The organism is Planctomycetota bacterium (genome assembly GCA_035384565.1).
GTDB lineage: Bacteria > Planctomycetota > PUPC01 > DSUN01 > DSUN01 > DAOOIT01.
On record DAOOIT010000094.1, the window covers coordinates 1 to 18,288 of the forward strand.

The 18,288-nt window shown below is 69.8% G+C and carries 14 protein-coding genes; 12 read left to right on the forward strand and 2 right to left on the reverse strand.

Annotated elements, in window-relative coordinates; all coding sequences use genetic code 11:
- Positions 1–614: 614 nt before the first annotated feature.
- The 6 genes from PLE19_21765 (at position 615) to PLE19_21790 (ending at position 7,005) form a co-directional block, all read left to right on the forward strand.
- A complete protein-coding gene (locus PLE19_21765; GenBank protein HPD17574.1) occupies positions 615–1,829 on the forward strand; it encodes a Gfo/Idh/MocA family oxidoreductase in 1,215 nt (404 codons plus the stop codon).
- Between the two features lie 28 nt (positions 1,830–1,857).
- A complete protein-coding gene (locus PLE19_21770; protein HPD17575.1) occupies positions 1,858–2,151 on the forward strand; it encodes a PqqD family protein in 294 nt (97 codons plus the stop codon).
- Positions 2,152–2,583 (forward strand): lasso peptide biosynthesis protein, encoded by a 432-nt coding sequence (locus tag PLE19_21775; GenBank protein HPD17576.1) that lies wholly within the window; start codon positions 2,152–2,154, stop codon positions 2,581–2,583.
- A gap of 969 nt (positions 2,584–3,552) precedes the next feature.
- On the forward strand, positions 3,553–4,545 hold the full coding sequence (locus PLE19_21780; GenBank protein ID HPD17577.1) for a hypothetical protein: 993 nt from the start codon (positions 3,553–3,555) through the stop codon (positions 4,543–4,545).
- A 7-nt stretch (positions 4,546–4,552) separates the two neighbouring features.
- On the forward strand, positions 4,553–5,545 hold the full coding sequence (locus PLE19_21785; GenBank protein HPD17578.1) for a nucleotidyltransferase family protein: 993 nt from the start codon (positions 4,553–4,555) through the stop codon (positions 5,543–5,545).
- Positions 5,542–7,005: a radical SAM protein gene (locus PLE19_21790; protein HPD17579.1), complete on the forward strand. Its 1,464-nt coding sequence runs from the start codon at positions 5,542–5,544 to the stop codon at positions 7,003–7,005. Before PLE19_21785 ends, PLE19_21790 begins: the two co-directional genes overlap by 4 nt.
- A gap of 44 nt (positions 7,006–7,049) precedes the next feature.
- On the opposite strand, the gene PLE19_21795 is transcribed toward PLE19_21790, so the two are convergent.
- Both PLE19_21795 and PLE19_21800 read right to left on the reverse strand, forming a co-directional pair.
- The gene (locus PLE19_21795; protein ID HPD17580.1) at positions 7,050–7,625 is read right to left on the reverse strand and encodes a flavin reductase family protein; all 576 of its coding nucleotides are present in this window, start codon (positions 7,623–7,625) and stop codon (positions 7,050–7,052) included.
- A gap of 18 nt (positions 7,626–7,643) precedes the next feature.
- A complete protein-coding gene (locus PLE19_21800; GenBank protein HPD17581.1) occupies positions 7,644–8,738 on the reverse strand; it encodes a hypothetical protein in 1,095 nt (364 codons plus the stop codon).
- Positions 8,739–9,470: 732 nt separating this feature from the next.
- Here PLE19_21800 and PLE19_21805 point away from each other — a divergent pair.
- The 6 genes from PLE19_21805 to PLE19_21830 all read left to right on the forward strand — a co-directional run bounded on the left by PLE19_21805 (position 9,471) and on the right by PLE19_21830 (position 18,107).
- Complete coding sequence (locus tag PLE19_21805; protein ID HPD17582.1) at positions 9,471–10,151, forward strand: hypothetical protein; 681 nt, start codon at positions 9,471–9,473, stop codon at positions 10,149–10,151.
- A complete protein-coding gene (locus tag PLE19_21810) occupies positions 10,148–11,311 on the forward strand; it encodes a hypothetical protein (GenBank protein HPD17583.1) in 1,164 nt (387 codons plus the stop codon). The genes PLE19_21805 and PLE19_21810 overlap by 4 nt, the downstream gene beginning before the upstream one ends.
- A gap of 188 nt (positions 11,312–11,499) precedes the next feature.
- On the forward strand, positions 11,500–13,869 hold the full coding sequence (locus PLE19_21815; protein ID HPD17584.1) for a hypothetical protein: 2,370 nt from the start codon (positions 11,500–11,502) through the stop codon (positions 13,867–13,869).
- Between the two features lie 5 nt (positions 13,870–13,874).
- Positions 13,875–14,576 carry an MBL fold metallo-hydrolase gene (locus PLE19_21820; protein HPD17585.1) on the forward strand — a complete coding sequence of 234 codons (702 nt, stop codon included), beginning with the start codon at positions 13,875–13,877 and terminating at the stop codon, positions 14,574–14,576.
- A 556-nt stretch (positions 14,577–15,132) separates the two neighbouring features.
- On the forward strand, positions 15,133–16,356 hold the full coding sequence (locus tag PLE19_21825) for a hypothetical protein (GenBank protein ID HPD17586.1): 1,224 nt from the start codon (positions 15,133–15,135) through the stop codon (positions 16,354–16,356).
- 776 nt (positions 16,357–17,132) lie between these two features.
- A complete protein-coding gene (locus tag PLE19_21830; GenBank protein ID HPD17587.1) occupies positions 17,133–18,107 on the forward strand; it encodes a DUF362 domain-containing protein in 975 nt (324 codons plus the stop codon).
- Positions 18,108–18,288: the final 181 nt, after the last annotated feature.

The following is an 18,288-nucleotide window of genomic DNA, read 5'->3' on the forward strand; positions in this document are numbered from 1 at the left end:
GTCCAACCCCGACCTCCCGCGGGTTCGCAACCCGCGGGAGGTTCCTGCATCCCGCGTCCAGTCTCCCCGGAAGACGAAGCGACTGCAAGGGCGAGCGCTGGGGTTCCACCCTCCCGAACGTATTGGAGCGTTCGGGAGGGCTCTGCCGAGCGGCTGGCGGGCGCAGCCTGTCCATACTTGCTCAACCCTGTGAGGGGGGAAGTGAGCAAGTATGGGTGGATGGGCGAGGATTGGCGATTCTCGCAGCTCCGGCCATACTCGCTCATCTGAGGGATGAGCAAGTATGGGGGCGGGAATGGCCGGGGGCGTAAGGCGTTGGGGCATAGCGGGTTATGGGGAGGCCTCGCCGGCGCCACAGCCCCCGTTCCGCGCTCCCCAGCGGCTGCCACGCAGGATCGCCAAACCCTGAGGAGGCTGAAACAGGCTGCTATTCAGTCGGAGCGTATCCCAGTGGATTGCAGGCGGCCCGTGGCTCGCGCGCGCCACCAGCCTGCCCCGAGCCCATCCTGTCGGATTCCCCCGACTATCGCTTGCATGCGCGGGGGAGGCGCGTATACTGATGCGAACAGGTGCGTTCCGTTCGCAGGTCACCGACATCCCACGGAGGTGAATGGATGGCGAGGCAGCAGGGGGTCACGCGTCGCGGGTTCCTCGGCAGGGCGGCAGCAGGGATGGCCATTGCCCCCCTCGTGATGAAGTCCAGCGCCTTCGGCGCCAACGACCAGTTCGCCATGGGCTTCGTGGGCATGGGCGGCCAGGGCCGCGGCGACATGGGCGGCTTCCTCGGCTTCAAGGAGCTGCGCGCCGTAGCCGTGTGCGACGTGCACGAGGCCCAACGCGAGCAGGCCCGCAGCATGGTCAACTCGCGCTATGGCAACAACGACTGCAAGTCGGTGGGCGACTTCCGCGAGATCACCCAGGACCCCAAGATTGACGCCGTCTTCTGCGCCACGCCCGACCACTGGCACGCCGTGATCACCGTGGACGCGATGAAGAACGGCAAGGACGTCTACTGCGAGAAGCCCGAGACGCTGACCATCCGCGAAGGCCGCATCATGATCGAGACCGCGCGGCGCTACGCCCGCGTCTTCTCGGGCGGCAGCCAGCGCGTGTGGGAGGACTACAATTGGTACCATCGCGTCATGTGGGGGGGCGCCGCGGGCAAGCTCCAGGAGGTCTACGTCAACATCGGCGGCCCCTCGGGCGACTGCTATCTGCCGGCCGAGCCCGTGCCGCCGGGCATGGACTGGGATATGTGGCTCGGCCCCGCGCCCTGGCGCCCCTATAACAAGGGGCTGCATCCCTTCACCTGGCGCGGCTACCGCGACTACTCGGGCGGCAACATGACCGACTGGGGCGCGCACCACATCGGCGGCGCGCTCTTCGCCGCGCAGCTTCACGACCAGCCGCTCCCCGTCGAGATCATCCCGCCCGACGGCAAGGAGTACAAGCAGCTCACCTTCAAGTACGGCAGCGGGGTGCGGCTGTACCTGGGCGGCGCGTGGGACGGCCCGCTGGGCTTCAAGGGCACCCTCGGCGAGGTGCCCGAGCGCGGCAAGCCGCGCATCCCGCCGCCCCCCACGCCCATCCAGGGCTACCGCGGCCGCGGCGGCATCTTCGGCGACTTCGTCCACTGCGTCCTCACCCGCCAGCGCCCCTTCCGCGACATCGAGATCGCCCATCGCGCCGTGGCCACCTGCCACCTCGCCAACATCGCCTTCTGGCTCAAGCGCCCCCTGAAGTTCGACCCCGACAAGGAGCAGTTCGTCGGCGACGAGGCGGCCAACCGCTGGGTGGACCGCCCGAAGCGCCAGCCCTGGACCCTGTGAACCCGGACCGCGACGCGGAGAGGCCACGATGCTGGACGAGAACGTGCGCCTCGCCCTCCGCGAGGACGTCGCCCACCAATCCCTCGGCGAGGGCCAGGACACGGTGGTGCTGTCCCTGCGATCCGGCTACCTCTACACCTGCAACGAGACGGCGGAGCGGTTTCTGCGCGCCCTGGACGGCCGCCGCACCCTTGGGCAGGCGGTGGACCTCCTGGAGGCCGAGTACGACGTGCCGCGCGCCACGCTGGCCGCCGACCTGACGGCCCTGGCCGAGGAACTGCTGGCGGAGGGCCTCGTCGTGGTCGTGGGGGAGGGGGCTTAGGTGCGGCGGCTCGCCCTGCGCGCGCACATCTGGTGGACCGCCTGCCTCATCCCCGTGCTCGACCGGCTGCTGCCCCTCCGGGGCGTGCTCTGGGTGCTCACGCCCGCGCGGTGGTGGCATCCCTACCGGGGAATGGCGCCGGAGGCCATCGGCGGCCTCGTGCGGCGGCGCCTCGCGCATCCCCGCCAGATGAAGCGCCGGGCCTGCCTGCGCGAGGGCCTCCTCCTCTTCCACTTCCTGTGCCTGGCCGGGCTCGAACCCGTGCTGCACTTCGCCGTCTTCCCCGCCGAGGCCCCGCCGCGGCCGATGCACGCCCATTGCTGGGTGACGCTGGGCGATGTGGCCTGCTCGGCCCCTGCCCAGCCGCCGTGCGCCGAGATGATGCGCCACTCGCGCGCCACGGGCACCACCCTCGTGGCGAACCCCTCTTGACGCACCCTGCCCCGCGAGTCTGGAAAATCAGGCACGCGCTGGCCATGCTGTATCACTTCCTCTCCCACGGGGGTGATACAGCATGCACGGGGACCCGATGCGCCCCAAGAGCGCGCTGCCGACGGCCTCCGCCGATTCCTGCATGTGTGCGGGCCGGAATCGTAGGTGGCTGCGGGAGCTCCGAAGGAGCGAAATGGGAGAACCAGGGCAACGCCCTTACCCTTGCCCACATGTTCTCGAGAGCCTGCTTCAGCCCCCGAAGAGGGCGTTTGGGCTACGGCCCGGTCGCCCGCGTTCGCGGGCTGCAAGGCCCTCACGTGTGGGAGAAGATGAGGGCGTTGCCCTGGGCTATCCCATGCGAGCCCCTCAGGCTCCAGAGAGAACCAGCCTGCCGACAACTCCGGCCCACACCCCTCCTGCATTTTGATGCTTGACTCTTCCATGCGGATTTGCTAGCCTTCAGGAGCACGGTGTGATGGGCCGGTCCCAGATCCCTGGAGGTGCGCATGGGAGTCAAGAAAGAATATCGGGCGCCGAAACTCCGGCGACGTGAGCGGCTGGCCAAAGTCGCCGAGGGCGGAAGCGTCACGATCATCACCGCGCGGACCGCGCCCGGGAAGTGAGCGCGACGGGAGGAACCGCCAGGAGACCCACCCTGTGCCAAAGAAGAGGCGCTACACCAAGCCGCGGCTCACGCGCCGCGACGCGCTGAGCCGAGTGACCAAAGGCGGCCCGAGTGTCATCACCGCGCGCACCTGAGGGTGCCTTCCAGAGGAGATGTGGATGGCTCGCAAGAAGCGCTATGTCCGGCCCGCACTCACACGACGCGAGAAACTGGCCAAGGTCGCCGAGTCCCAGCAGCCGGTGATCACCGGCCGCATTGGGTAGTGCACAGGACGGCTCTTGCCGAGTTCGAGTCCAGCGGCCTGGCCGAACCCCCAAGTGCAGTTCCTTCATGGCGAGGGCGAGTTGCTCCTCAAATTCAATCTGCATGGGGTGCGCCTGCGAGCGAGAGTGGACACGCCGTCGCTCGCCGCACGCTTGCGCGAGGCGGTGGGCCCCTTCGAGGTGGATGACGACGCCGCGCCCGACTTCGTCCTGACTATTCAGCACGCGCAGGAGCCGTTCGCCGACGTCGCCCCAGAGGGCATGCAGGAGCACTGGCGCGGAACGCTCCCCGACGGGCCGCCCGTGGTGTGCTACCGCGGCGCGTCGGAGCGCGAGGTGCTGCTGCCCGGCCTGGCCCGCCTGCGGCTGACCGAGCGCGGCGGCGACATCCGCGCCGTCCCCGGCGCCGACGGGTGGCTCAACCTCGGCTGCCTCCTGCCCGCCCTGTGCGAGTTCCTGGCCCGCCGCGGGCACTACGTTGTCCACGCCGCCACGCTGTGCACGCACGTGGCCGGCGCGCCCCGCGCGCTGGTGGTGGGCGGCCCGAGCGGCGTCGGCAAGACGACCACGGCCCTGGCCCTGGCCCACGCGGGGATGCAGTTGCTCACCGACGACGCCACTTTTCTCACCCTGCCCGGTCCCGGCTTCGACGCCTTCCGCGTGTGGGGCCTGCCGCGCCCATGCAAGGTCCACCGCCGAACCGTGGAGTTGATGCCCTGGCTGCGCCCGCTGTGCGACGGCGCGGAGCCTGTGGCGGATGAGTACCTGGTCGGGTGGGCCGCGCTGGCCGGCCCCGGCGTCCCCGGGCTGGCCGAGCCGGCCGCCGTGCTCCTGCTCGAGCCGCGAAACCCCCAGGCGCACCGCCTGCGCCCGCTCGACAGGGTGGAAGCCGTCGCCCGCCTGATCAACGAGAACGTGCGGGCCGGCGACCCGCGCGCCGAGGGGCCGGCCGGGGGCGCCTTCCGCGCCCTGGCCGCCCTGGCCGCGCGAGTGCCCGTGTGCGCCTTGAGCGTGGGGCCCGAGCTCGAGTCGCTCGCCCCAGTGGTCCGCCCTCTTCTGGCCCCCTCGCGGTGATGCCATGATGGGCGCTGCCTTCGATGCCTGCTTCCTCGCCCTCGCCGACCCGGCGCCCGGCAAGCCCGTGCCAGGCCTGCCGGCGCGACTCGACCCCGAGCGCCTGGTGGACCTGGCGGACCGGCACGGCGTGCTGCCGGCGGTGGCGCGGGGCCTGCGCCTCCTCGAGGCCGCCGAGCCGGCCGTCGCGGCGGCGTTGGCTCTGGCCGAGGAGCGCCTCCTGCGTGGCGTGGCCTTCGCCCTCCGCCTCCGGATGCAACTCGCGGCGATTGCCGCGGCCCTTGCCGAGGCCGGCGTGCCCGCCCTGGTGCTCAAGGGGCCGGAGTTTGCCGATCGCCTCTACGCGGAGCCCGCGCTCCGCCCGTTCACCGACCTCGACTTCCTGCTGCCGCGCGAGGCCCTGGGCGCCGCAGGCGCCGTGCTCGAGGGGCTGGCCTATCGCCGCTGCCCCGAACCGCCGAGCAAGTACCCCGGCGCCTACGGCGAGGAGATGTGGGTGCTGGACGAGGCGGGGACCGGCGCCGTGGAACTGCACTGGGACCTCGTGAACTCGCCGGCGCTGCGGCGCCGGTGCTCGGTGGGCTTCGGGGACCTGGCTCTCGCGCCCCCGGGGGCCGGCGCGCTGCCGCGGGCCACGCCAGCCAGCCTGCTGCTCATCGCCGCCGTGCACGCGGCCATGAGCCATCGCTTCGACCGGCTCCAGCCGCTGGCCGACGTGTGCCAGGCGGCCCGCGGCGCGGCCGGGCCGGTGGACGCCGCCTGGCTCGCCGAGGCGGCCTCGCGCACCGGCAGCGCCCTGGCGCTCGGCGCCGCATTGCGGCTGGCCGAGGCGCTCTTCCGCGAGCCGGCCTGCTCGGAACTGCTCGCGCGCACGCCGGGGCTGTCGCAGGCCGAGAGGCGAGGCCGCTGGCTTCTGACGCCGCGCGCCGTGCTGCACTCGAAGTCGCCCGCGGCCCGGGCGCGCCGCCAACTGTTTCGGGAGCTGTTGAAACGCCGATGAACGTGCTGCTCCTCCAGCCCACCGCCCCGCGCAGCCACTGGCCCCGCGGCTCATTCCGCTCGCTCTATGTGCCCACGGGCCTCGCCTACCTGGCCGCGGCGCTCCGACGCGCCGGCCACAACGTGCGCATCCACCTGCGCGAGGAGGAGCTCATCAAGGCCCGGCTCGACTGGGCCGCGGCCGACGCGCGCCTGCGGGCGCTGCTCGACGAGTTCCGCCCGGAAGCCGTGGGCATCTCGGCCACGACCCCGTTCCTGCCCGAGGCCGCGGCCCTCGCCCGCCTGGCCAAGGAGGCGTGCGGCGGGCGCACGCTCGTCATCATCGGCGGCCCGCACGCCACGGCCCTGCCCGAGCGCACCCTGGCCGAGTGCCCCGAGCTGGATGTCGCCGTGATCGGCGAGGGCGAACGCACGCTGGCGGAACTGCTCGAGCGCGGCCCGCGGGACGACGTGGCGGGCATCTGCTTCCGGCGGAATGGCGGCGTCGTGCGCACCGCCCGGCGCGCGGGCGAGGGCGACCTCGATGCGCTCGGCCCGGTGCCCTACGATCTGTTCGACATGGACCACTACACGCAGCGGAGCCGCTGGCTCACGCGCTGGCTGCCGCTGCGGGTGACCAACGTGCGCACCAGCCGGGGCTGCCCCAACGCCTGCCGCTTCTGCGCCGGCCACCTGGTCAACGGCCTCGGCGTGCGCTTCCATTCGGTCGGCTACGTGGTCGAGCAGATGCGGCTCGTCGTCGAGCGCTTCGGCGTCGAATCCGTGCACTTCGAGGACGACACGATGGGGGCCTCGCGGCCCCGCCTGCTGGAGCTTTGCGAGGCCATCCGCCAGGCCGGCCTGCACCGCAAGGCGCACTGGGACGCGCGCCTGCGGGTGGACCAGCCGGACCCCGAGCTGCTGCGCGAGATGAAGGCGGCCGGCTGCCTCCAGGTGGAGTACGGCTTCGAGAGCGGCTCCGACGCGATGCTGCGCGGCCTGGGCAAGAACGCCACGCTCGAGCTGAACCTGCGCGCCGCGCGCCTCACCCACGAGGCTGGCCTGCGCATCTACGCCAACATCATGGTGGGCCTGCCGGGCGAGACCGAGGCCGACCTGCGCGCCACCCTGCGCTTCGTGCGCCGGACGCGGCCCGAGGTGCTCTCGTTCGCACGCCTCTACCCGCTGCCGGGCACGGCGATCTACAACGCCCTGTCGGACGCGGAGCGCGCGAAGCTGCCGTGGGCGGCCTACACGTACCTGGAGGACGCGAGCCTGCCCGTCAACGTCACGGCCATTCCCAGCGAGCGCTTCGCCCGCCTCTACCGGGAGATTGACAAGTACTGGCTGCGGCCCGCCCTCGCCTGGCAGCTCTATCGCGACACCCCGCGGGAGGGCGTTGCGGAACGGCGCGATCTGCGGCGGCGGGTGCTCCGCTTCTGCACGCTTCACCCACTGCGCGCGCTGCGCGTGCCGTGGTGACGGGCGGACGGCGACAGCTCGCCTGGGCAACGACGCGAGGGGCGTTACGTCGGGCGGGAGCGGGTGAAGCCGTGGTGGCCGAGGTGGCGGCCCGTGCTCCAGTACTGGCCGAGGATGTAGCAGAGCGGGTTGAGGCTGGTGATGGCGATGTTGCCGTCGGGGTCCAGGCACGCCTCGTCCACGTGCTGGGCGATCACCTTGCCGCGAAGGAGGTCGTGGTCGCCGGAGGGGAGGATGTCGAGGAGCTTGCACTCGAGGTTGACGGGGCACTCGGCGATGAGGGGGGCCTTGATTCTGGCGGCGGGCACCGGGGTGAGGCCGGCGTAGGCGAACTTGTCGCCCACCTTGCGGCCGGTGGCGCTGCCGCAGCGGTCCACGACCTCGACGAGTTCGGCGGTGGGGAAGTTGACGGCGAACTCGCCGGACTCCTTGATGAGCTTGTAGGAGTAGCGGGAGGGCACGACGGCCAGGCCCACGATGACCGGCTTGCTGATGGAGAGGTTGAAGCACTCGCCGAGCACGATGATGTTGGGCGTGCCGTCGGCGGCCACGCTGGTGACGAGCGCGGCGGGCGTGGGGTACACGGGGCGGAAGATGCTCTTGAGCAGCACTTTGGCCATCGGCGGTCCCTTCCTTGCCTATCCGGTCCACTTGACGCTGAGGCTGGCTTCGCCCTCGAAGGCGAGGCGCTGGCCGTTGACGGCGGCCTCGCCCCTGCCGTGGGCGACCAGGCGCCAGGGGCTGGGGGCGGGCCATCGGCCCTGGGGGGCGATGCGGTAGCGGCCCTCGCCTTGCCGGAGGAGCACGCCCTCGCTGAGGAGCCAGTAGTCCTTCGTCGCGGCCAGCGAGGTGAAGCCGCGATACCGGTCGGCCTCCTTCTCCATCTCTTCGATCGAGTCGAAGTAGCCGATGAGGTAGGCGGCGGCGAAGCTGTCGCCGGCCTTGACGGGGAGGCGGCCGAACTCCTGGATGAAGCAGATGTAGCCGCGCTGGTGGCACCAGGCTTCGGAGACGATGGCGGGGTCGAGGGTGATGCCGGCGAGCCAGGGCCTGCCCTCGCCCTTGACCTTGCGGGCGCGGATCATGCGAGAGGGGAGGGGATGGGTGCCCCGCTGGTACAGGTGCTTGCCGTCGGGCGGAAAGTCCTCGAAGAAGTCGCTGGCGGGGATGCGGCCCTCGTAGCTGAGGTAGACCTCGTCGAAGGTGTCGCCCCGTTTGTGCTGGAGGTGGCCGGGGAGGTCGGTGCGGAGGAAGACCTCGCGGAAGTCGTTCACGCTCTCCACCCGGTCGCACGAGAGGAAGTAGCGGCGGCCCATGGGGAAGACGAGCGTCTGTTCCCAGAGCGAGCCGGGCTTGTAGCCGGGCGCGGCCTGGGTCCAGCGCCACCACTGGCGCACGGCCACGAAGTCGGGGCCGACGACGAACTCGCTGTCGAGGTGCTTGGCCTGGGTGCAGATCTGGGGGAGTTCGAGGTAGTGCTTGGCGATCTTGCCGTGGTAGAGGTTGTTGTGCTCGTAGGCCACGCCGCCCTCGGCGCCCGGCCCCATGAGGAAGTCAATGATGTCGAGTCCGAAGCTGGCGTCGCGCGCGCCGGTCCTCTTGTCCACGAGCGTGTTGGCTTTCACGCCGCTGACGTAGCCGTTCGGCCACACCTCGGCGGCGAGGCAATCGGTCTCGATCAGGATGCGCTCGTCCTGTCCGCGCATGGCCACGGGCAACTTGGCTTCGGGCATCGCGTCCTCCTTCCCCGTTGATGCGGGCATTCTACCACGGGAGCGCGGCCCGTTCAAGAAGGCATGCTGCCTTGGGTGTGGGCCGGAATTGCGGGCAGGGTGGTTTTCTCTGGAGCCTGAAGGGCTCGCATGGGATAGCCCAGGGCAACGCCCTCATCTTCTCCCACACGTCAGGGCCTTGCAGCCCGTGAACGCGGGCGACCGGGCCGGAGCCCAGGGCGACCGGGCCGGAGCCCAGGGCGACCGGGCCGGAGCCCAGGGCGACCGAAGGGAGCCCTGGGACGGACGTCCCCGCCCGTCCAAGCCCCCGAAGGGGGCGTTTCACGCTTTGAATCGCCCCCTTCGGGGGCTCCCCCCAATGGGCCGCCTCTCCCCAGGGCTCCCTGCGGTCGCCCTGGGCTACCCTCAAACGCCCCCTTCGGGGGCTAGACCCCGACCCCCGGAAGATGTGGGCGAAGAGCAGGCAATGCCCTGGGTTGAGTGGGGTCCACGGGTCCAGCCCTGAAGGGGCGAGATTGAGGCTCTCTATTCTGCTCTTTTCAGGGCTGCCACGGGGCGGTCTGGTTCCCAGGGCGTTGCCCTGGGCTACCCCTTTCGCTCCTTCGGAGCTCCCGCAGCCACCTACAATTCCGGCCCACACCCTGCTGCCTTTGATTTGCAGCTCCCGGTGGGCCATAATGGCCCCGTGGGCGCGACCTCAGGCAACCTGTGCGGGAGACGGAGGACCAAGCTATGCGGCATCGGACGCGATGGGCGGTGGGCGCGTGGGTGTTGGCGATGGGCCTGGCTGCGACGATCGAGGCGGGCGCTCCCGCCGCGGCCCCGCCGGCTCAGGAGGGCGCGATCCGGATCACGGGCAAGGTGGGCGGCCTGGATGTGGACCTCACGATCACGGGCCTCACGATCAGCGGCATCGGGGCCGCCCCCGCCCCGAGCCAGGCGCCCGCCGCTCCCGCCGCGGGGGCCAAGGCCGCGTTGCTCGCCATCTCGAAGGGCTCGATGCCCAACGACACCAACGGCGACCCTCAGGTGGCCCTCGACGACCAGGCCGAGCTGGGCGGCGTGTGCCTGAAGGTGACGTTCCGCCCGGATGCCTCGTTCGGCATGTCGCGCGCGGGGCTGAAAGACTGGCGCGGCTACGCCACGCTGAAGTTCGCCGCGCTCAACCCGGGCAAGGAGCCGCTCACCGTCGGGTTCACCATCAAGCACGAAGGCTCGAAGTCCTTCGACAAGCGGGTGGACAAGGAGATCGTCCTCGCCCCCGGCAGGAACGAGGTCGCGATCCCCCTCACGGGCATTGCCAACAACGACGGCTCGGCCGCCGACCTCTCGGCCGTGCGGCAGTGGTACGTCTCCTGCAACTCCGCGGCGACGGTGTTCTTCGGCGACTTCGTGCTGGAGGGCGGGAAATGAGGAAGTCGGCAGCCGGCAGTTGGCAGCGGGCAGTCGGCAGTTGGCAGACGGCGGCGGCCCTGCTCCTCCTGTGCTCCGGAGCGCTCGACGCGGGGGAGAGGAGGGCGATGATCCTCGAGGTGAGCAAGGGCGTGATGCCCGACTCCATTCCCGACGGGGTGAAGGGCTCCCTCGACGAGAAGCCGGAGCTCGGCGGCGTGTGCCTCAAAATGGTCTTCGACAAGGCCGCGTGGTTCGGCGACTGCCGCGCGAAAGACTGGTCGCGCTTCGCGAGGCTGAAGTTCGATGTCCTGAACCCCGCCCGGGAGGACGTGAAGCTGAACGTCACGCTCAAGCACAAGGGCAGCACGGCCTACGAGAACCGCGTGGACACGGCGGTGGTGGCCAGGCCGGGCAAGAGCACGTGCGAGGTGAACCTGGCCGAACTGAAGAACAACGACGGCTCGACGCCCGACCTCTCGCTCGTGAAGATCTGGAGCGTGGACGGCCCGATGGGCGCGACGCTCTACTTCGGCGATTTCTATCTCGAGGGCGAGGCGGGCGCGCCAACCGCTCCCGCAGCGCCAGCCGCCCAGCCGCCGGGCCCCGGCCAGGGCATTCGCATCACGGGCACGATTGACGTGATCGTCAGCGGCGTGGGCGACACAAGGATCACCATCGTTCCGAAGGAGGCGGGTTCGGCGGCCCAGGCTGCGCCCGCAGCACCGCCGCCCGCCGCTGGGAGACAGGCCACGCTCTGGGCATTCTCGAAGGGCGAACTCGCCCGCGATTCCGTGAACACCAGGACCTCGCTCGCCGACGACGCACGCCTGGGCGGCGTGTGCCTCAAGGCCGAGTTCGAAAAGGACGGCTTCATCGCCGACTGGGCGCTGCGGATCAAGGACTGGCGACCCTTCGCCACCCTGAAGTTCACCGCCGTCAACCCCGCCGACAAGCCCGTCTCCATTGCCCTCACCATCAAGCACAAGGGCACGCAGGGGTATGACACGCGCGTGGACCGCTCGTTCGCCCTCGCCCCCGGCAAGAACGCGCTGGAGGTATCGCTCACCGGCATTGCGAATAACGACGGCACCGCGGCCGACCTGTCGGAGGTCAAGATGCTCACCATCGCCTCGGGCGAGGCCATCACCGTGCTCTTCGGCGACTTCGTGTTGGAGTAGCCGCAATGTCTGAACCCGCTGCCCTTCGTCATCAGGCCGTCTTCCCTCCCGAAGGCTCCAATGCCTTCGGGAGGGTATCCTGCGCGCGCCCTTCAACCGTACCCTCCCGAAGGTATTGGAACCTTCGGGAGGGAGCGCTTGCGCTCGTTGCCACGCTCCTGATCGCAGCGACCGCTTCCGGCGCGACCGTGTCCGAAACGCTCCTCGACGAGCAGCTCAGCCTGCTGGGGAACAAGGACATCAAGACGACCGTGCGCATCCTGCGCAAGCTCAACAAGTTCTTCCTCCTCGAGCACGAGGAGGCCACGCCGCCCCTCGCGCTCACCGAGGCCCAGAAGCAGGCGGGCTACGTGCTCTTCACCCGCAACTACCTGGAGCCGGTCTACTACAACACCAACCCGCGGCCCTACGAGGTGAAGAGCGACCTGAAGCTCTTCGTGACGCCGGGCGAGTACGAGCCGACCAGCTTCTCGGTCTTCCCCCTCGCTGACCTCCAGGATGTCGCGGTCGCGTGCTCCGACCTCCGCGGCCCCGGCGGCGCCACGCTCAAGGCCGGCGCGGTGGACGTGCGGTTCGTGCGCCAGCTCGCCCGCGGCGTGAAGCCGTTCATGTGGGTCGTCGGCCCCGAGGCCCTCGAGACGTTCACCACGCTTGCCATCCCCAACGGGCGGACGACCCAGTTCTGGCTCACCGTGCGGCCGCCCGCCGACGCGGCGCCCGGCGCCTACGAGGGCACGGTGACGTTCAAGCCGGCCAACAAGCCGGCCGCCGAACTCCAGCTCACCGTGGTCGTGCTGCCGTTCACGCTCCTCGAGGACCCCGACATGGCGTTCGGCTGGTACTACGGGGCGCCCGAAGACCCCGCCGCCCACCGCCGCGAACTGGCCGACATGCGCGCCCACGGCTGCACCTCGATGACCATCCACCCGCCCGCAATCAGGAGCCTCGCCGCCGACGGCAAAGTGGAGATGGACTTCCGTCGCTGGGACGAGCTGCGCGCGCTCTGTGCCGAACTCGGCTTCCACGCCATCAAGCAGACCGACGTCGGCTTCATCACCAACGCCATCGCCCGCATCGGCATCAAGGAACTCGGCCCCGGCTTCGACGTCCCCTTCGTCGCCGCGCTCAAGGAGATCAAGAAGTACCTCGACGCCCACCCCGACTTCCGCGTGGTCTTCTGCATCTACGACGAGCCGCGCGAGAGCCTGCTCAACTCGTGGAACCGCACGTTCGACCAGACCGTCGCCTACATCCGGCTCTGCCGCCAGGTGCCCGGCCTGCTCATCACCGTGAACCCAATGGGCGACGGCAGCGACAAGAAGGACTACACGCCCCTCGGCGAGATGGTGGACATCCTGAACACCCACGCCTGGGAGGGCTCGAAGGGCCTCATCGCGCGCACGAGGAAGGCGGGCAAGACCCTGTGGGTCTACAACAACGGCCAGGCCCGCCTGCCCTGGGGCTTCGGCGTCTGGCGCGTGGGCGCCAAGGGCGAATGGGAGTGGACCTACTCGGGCGCCGGCGGCCCCGACTGCTACAGTCCCATCCCCACCGGCGGCTACGAGAACGAGGGCGAGAGCAACACCGGCCGCTTCCCCGTCTATCGCGTCGCCGACCGCATCATTCCCACGCCCCGCTACGAGTGGTGCCGCGAGGGCACCGACGACTACAGGTACCTCTACACCCTCCTCCAGCGCCAGAAGCACGCGAAGGCCCCCGACGTGGAGGCCCTGCTCCAGGAGATGGCAACCGTCTTCCCCGAGTACCCCGCGATGGGGTTGACGACCGGCGCCGAGGCGGGCGCCTCGGGCGACCCCGCGCAACTGCTCGCCTACTTCGACCACTTCCGCTGGCGCATCGCCCTCGCCATCCTCGCCCTCGACGACGCGGCCAAGGGCCTGAAGAAGGACGACCCGAAGTCGCTCCACGCCGCCTACGCGAAGTTCCGTTTCGGCGAAATCCCGCCCAAGTCGCAGGCCGAGGCCCCCAAGCCGCCCGCGGCTGAGCAGGCCATCCACGTCGAGAAGACCACCCTCAAGCCCGGGGCCAAGGTGCTCTTCGACTTCGAGGACGACGCCTGCTTCCAGCAGATCGAAACCGATGCCCTCGGCAACGAGCCCTTCGACCCCGCCGTGATGCCCGCCAAGCGCGTGAAGCGCGCCGCCACGCACGGCGACTTCGCTCTCTGCTACGAGCCGGTCGCCAAGGGCGGGGGGCTCCACCTCATCAACTTCGACGGCAACTGGGCCGGCTTCGACGTGCTGCGTGCCGACTTCTACAACCCCAACCGCGAGCCGGTGAACGGCTACTTCACCGTGACCGACGAGAAGACGCCGCTGCCGTTCCCGCGCGCGATGGGGCCGATGGCCGAGCGGTTCGACCTCGAGGGCTTCGTGCTCCCGCCCGGCAAGTCCACCCTCGAACTGAAGCTCGGCGGCCTCTCGGCCAATGGCGGCCGGCCCCTCGACCTCTCGAAGATCAGGAAGATCGCCGTCGGGTGCGAGGGCAACAAGTTCGTCTTCTACCTCGACTGCATTCGGCTCGAGAAGGAGCACTGAGCGGCATGTCCACCGAGATCACGCTCATCGGCAACGAGGGCTTCCGCATCGCCACGCCGGCGGTGACCCTTCTGATTGACGCCTTCTACGGCGCCATCCCCGGCCTCGCCAGCGCCCCAGCCCTCGCGGCCGCCGACGCCACACGGGTTGACCTCATTCTCGTGACCCACGCGCACTGGGACCATTTCCAGGCCGACGAGGTGGCCGCCGCCGCCCGGCGCACGGGGGCCAAGGTCGTCGGGCCGGGCGCCGTCACGCAGGCCCTCCGGGGCGCTGTGGCACCGGAGGCCCTGGTCAAACTCGAGCCCGCGGCGGCCCGCAAGGGCTTCGCCCTGTCCGAAAAGGTGGAACTGCCAGGCGCCACCATCACCGCCTTCCGCACGTTCCACGCGATGGGGCACAACTCGTATCTTGTCGAAACGCCCGGCTTCCGCTTCTTCCACGACGGCGACAACGAGGACACGCGGCGCGTGGACCCGGAGGCCCTCGGCGCGCTCGACGCCCTCTTCATCGGCCCCTGGCAGGGCTCGGGCTGGGTGGAGTTCGTCGAGCGCCTCGCCCCGGCCCGCTGGTTCCTGATGCACCTGTCGGAAGAGGAACTGGACCAGCACGAGGCCGGGGAGTTTCTGGCCGACCTGTGCGACCACGTGCCGCTGCCCGATCGCCTCGTGGTGCTGAGGCCCGGCCAGGTGTTCCGCTTCTCCTGACAGCGGCCCGCCGAAGAGAAACGGCCCACCAGGGTCTGGCGGTCCTGACACGACCGCCAAGGGGGAGCGTGGGACCGGTGCTGCCGCGCCGGCGAGGGCCACCGCATAACTCTCTATGCCGCAATGCTTTACGCTCCAAGGCGTTCCCCGTCGCATGCTGGCTCATCCCGCAGATGAGCGAGTATGGCCGGAACCGCGAGAATCGCCCGTTCTCGCCCATCCGCCCATGCTGTATCACTCTCCCCCTCACAGGGTTGATACAGCATGGGCAGGCGGCGCCTGCCAGCCACTCGACAGAGCCCTCCCGAGGAACCGCCAGGCCCGCCAAGAGCACGCATGCCCACGCCCAGCACCAGGCCAGTCGAACCAGAATCCCCAAACCCTGAAGAGCCGAAAAAAAGCGCCTCGTCCGCTTGCGGTCGCGCGAAACCTGGGGTAATGTTCCCAGTGCCATCCCTGACGCCCCCAAGGGGCGGCAAGCCAGCCCCAATCGCGCTCCCCCGCATTGCAGAGCCACTGCCGGCTCCCAGGATTCCCATTCCCGTGGAGGCCCGCCGTGGCTCGCAGATTCCTCCCTTGTGCCTTGTCGTGTCTGCTCGGTCTTGCTGGAGCCTGGCTCTCGCCCGCGCGAGCCGGCGAGAGCAACCTCGGGATGCCGCTCGTGGCCCTTGCGCCCGGCGGCCCCCTCGCCCCTGAGAAGAGCGCGTCGCCCCTTGTCGCTCTGGCGACAAGCCCCTTCGCCGCCGCGTGGCGGTCGCAGCCCACGGCGGTCGATCGCACGAAGGGGCGGCCCGTCGAAATCGGCGGGGACCGCGTGCGACGCTTCATCTACTGCGACACGTTCCGGGAACCGTGGTGCCTCGAGGACGCGGCGGTGGAGGGCCTGAACGGCCTGCGCTGGGACCCGCAGGCGCCGGCCCTGCTCCTCGAGGGCCACGGGCCGGGGCGGCAACGCCTCCGCCTCACCTACCGCTTCACCGCGCCCTACGACGCCAAGGAACTCGTCGCGAGCCTCGAGGGCGAGATCGCCGGCAGTCCGCGCGACCGCGTGTCGCTCGCCCTGTCGCTGGACGGCCGCGACTTCATCCTTCCCGCCCGCGCCTGCGGACGGCCGGCGGGGAACCCGTTCCACCTCACAACCACGTCGAGCTACTACTTCGACGGCCTGGGCTTCTGGATTCGCGTGGAGGCGGACCTCCAGCCCGGCAGCCGCGTGGTGCTCCGGCGCTTCGTGGCCAACTGCCGTGTCAAGCCGCCCGGGCGCCCCGAGGTCACACTCACCCCGGACGTCGAAGGTCGGCTCCTCTACACCGACGCCTTCGCCTCCAGCCGCATCCTCCACCTGGCCGAGGTCGAGAACCCGTCGGCCCTCGAGTGGCAGCGCGGCGCCCTGCTCCTGCGCGGTCGGGAGGGCGCTCCGACCCAGGTCGTCATTCGCCAGAGATTCCTCGCGCCCGACCCCTTGCGCTCGCTCCTCGTCCGCGTGCACCACGCCGTCAACCGCCGCGAACTGGGCGGCACGAGCTCGTTCGCCCTCTCACTCGACGGACGAACTCCCCTGGCTTCCTGCACCACGCCGGGCGACGAGGGGGTCTTCCGCGGCGTCACCGAACTCAGGCTCGACTCTCCCGCCGCCCTGCGCGAGGCCCGCCAGTTCTACCTCCACATCACCCTGAGCAACGACAAGGGCTCGGCCGCGGCACCGTCCAACGTGCTCTCCGCAATCGAAGTCGAGGCCCGGCCCGCCGAGCGCGAGGCGCGCGCCGCCATGGCACCGTGAGCCCCCGAGCCCGGCACCCACACGGCTCGCCGCGTGGCCTTGAGCAAGGGATTGCATACTTGAACAACTATGCAATCCCTTATCTCGCTGTCCCTGCCGCACCCGGCAACGAGACGGTTGCGATGTGAACTCTGGCCTTCGCCAGTGGCACTGACTGCGCCTGCAACCGACCCGCGAGCCACCGCTCTCGAACGTTCCAATGCGTTCGGGAGGCTAAGCCCCCCGCCCGGGGACCTCCCGCGGGTTGCGAACCCGCGGGAGGTTGGTAAGGCCCCCAGCGCTCGCCCGTCCTGTTACCCTCCCGATGGGATTGGAACCTTCGGGAGGGAGGCCCCGGAGCGCACGGAGGCCAGAAGGAGGCATGGCACCGACTCCGCGCAGCCCTCTGTCGGTGGTCCACTCCTCCGGCCGCGAATCAGTTTGCATTCTTCCGTGTAGCGACAAGCGTCTCGCTTGTCGAAAGCCAGCGCAAGCGGGACGCTTCCGGCTACGCTTGGCCCTGGCCGACGCAACATGGTTCCGGCCACTGCAAACTGATTCGCGGCCGGAGGAGTAGGAATCGCACCAGAGGGAATCCCACTCGCAAGAAGGGCCAGGGATTGCCGTCCTGGGTTGGGGGACAGTTTTCGGAAGCCGCGCGCAGGCAATTTGCGTTCAGCAACTTCGGACATCTCAACCGCCTCCCCGACAACCGAGTGCCGCTTGACTCCAAGCCCCGTCTGTTGTTTCATGGAGATTGGGGACATTTTTCCGCTTCCAGGGGCAAGGAGACCACGATGCTGCCATGCCAGGGACGCTTCTCCGGCCGCCGCGACTTTCTCCGCACCAGCGCCAGCGCCACGGCCGCCGTGCTGGCCGGCCACTCGCTGCTGCGGGCCGCACCCGCCGGGCCAGCCGTCGTCATCGTCCGCGACAAGACCCAGAAGTCCATCGTGGGCGACAACGTGGACGCCGCCATCGTGCAGAAGCTGGTGGATGAGGCCGTGATGAAGCTGGCCGGAAAGGACGACATTGCGAAGGCCTGGGCCACCTACGTGAGCCCCAAGGACAAGGTGGCGATCAAGTTCAACGGCCTCTTCGCCCGCGCCACCACCCACCCCGAAGTCGTCGCCGCCGTCACTAACGGCCTCGTCAAGGCCGGCGTGAACCCAGCCAACATCGTCATCTTCGACCGCCACGACAAGGACCTCAAGACCGCCAACATCACCCCGAACCGCGAGGGCGACGGCCCCCGCGCCTTCGCCACCGAGAAGGACTACGGCCCCAGCGTCAAGGCCGGCCCCGTGGATACCCAGCTCACCAATATCCTCCTGAAGGCCGACGTGCTGATCAACCTCCCGATAATGAAGACCCACGTGCTCGCCGGCGTCAGCGGCGCCCTCAAGAACCACCTGGGCACCGTGCCCAACGCCAATGCCTTCCACCGCGACACCTGCCAGTTCGTGGCCGACATCAGCGCCCTGGGGCCGGTGAAGGACAAGACCCGCATCTGTCTCTGCGACGCCCTCTACGGCCTCTTCGACAAGGGGCCGCAGTTCAACGCCGCCTGCCGCTTCGACTACCACGGCATCATCGCCTCGGTGGACCCCGTGGCCATGGACGCCGTACTGGCCGAAATCCTCAAGGCCAAGCGCATCGAGAAGGGGCTGGCGCCCTACCACAAGGACATCAAACACGTCGAACGCGGCGCCGAGCTGGGCATCGGCGTCGCCGACCTCGCCAAGATCAACCGCGTCGAAGCCGAAGTGTAAGACTCGGCATCTGCCCGCCCAACCTTCCGCTCCCAACCTCCCGCGGGTCCCCAACCCGCGGGAGGCTCTCTTCATCCGTTCGACAAGCGGGACGCTTGTCGCTACGAGAATCCGCAGCAGAAGCTACCTAGGAGCCTGTCCGAGAATCCGCGTGAGGCTGCGACGCCGCCGATTCGGGCCG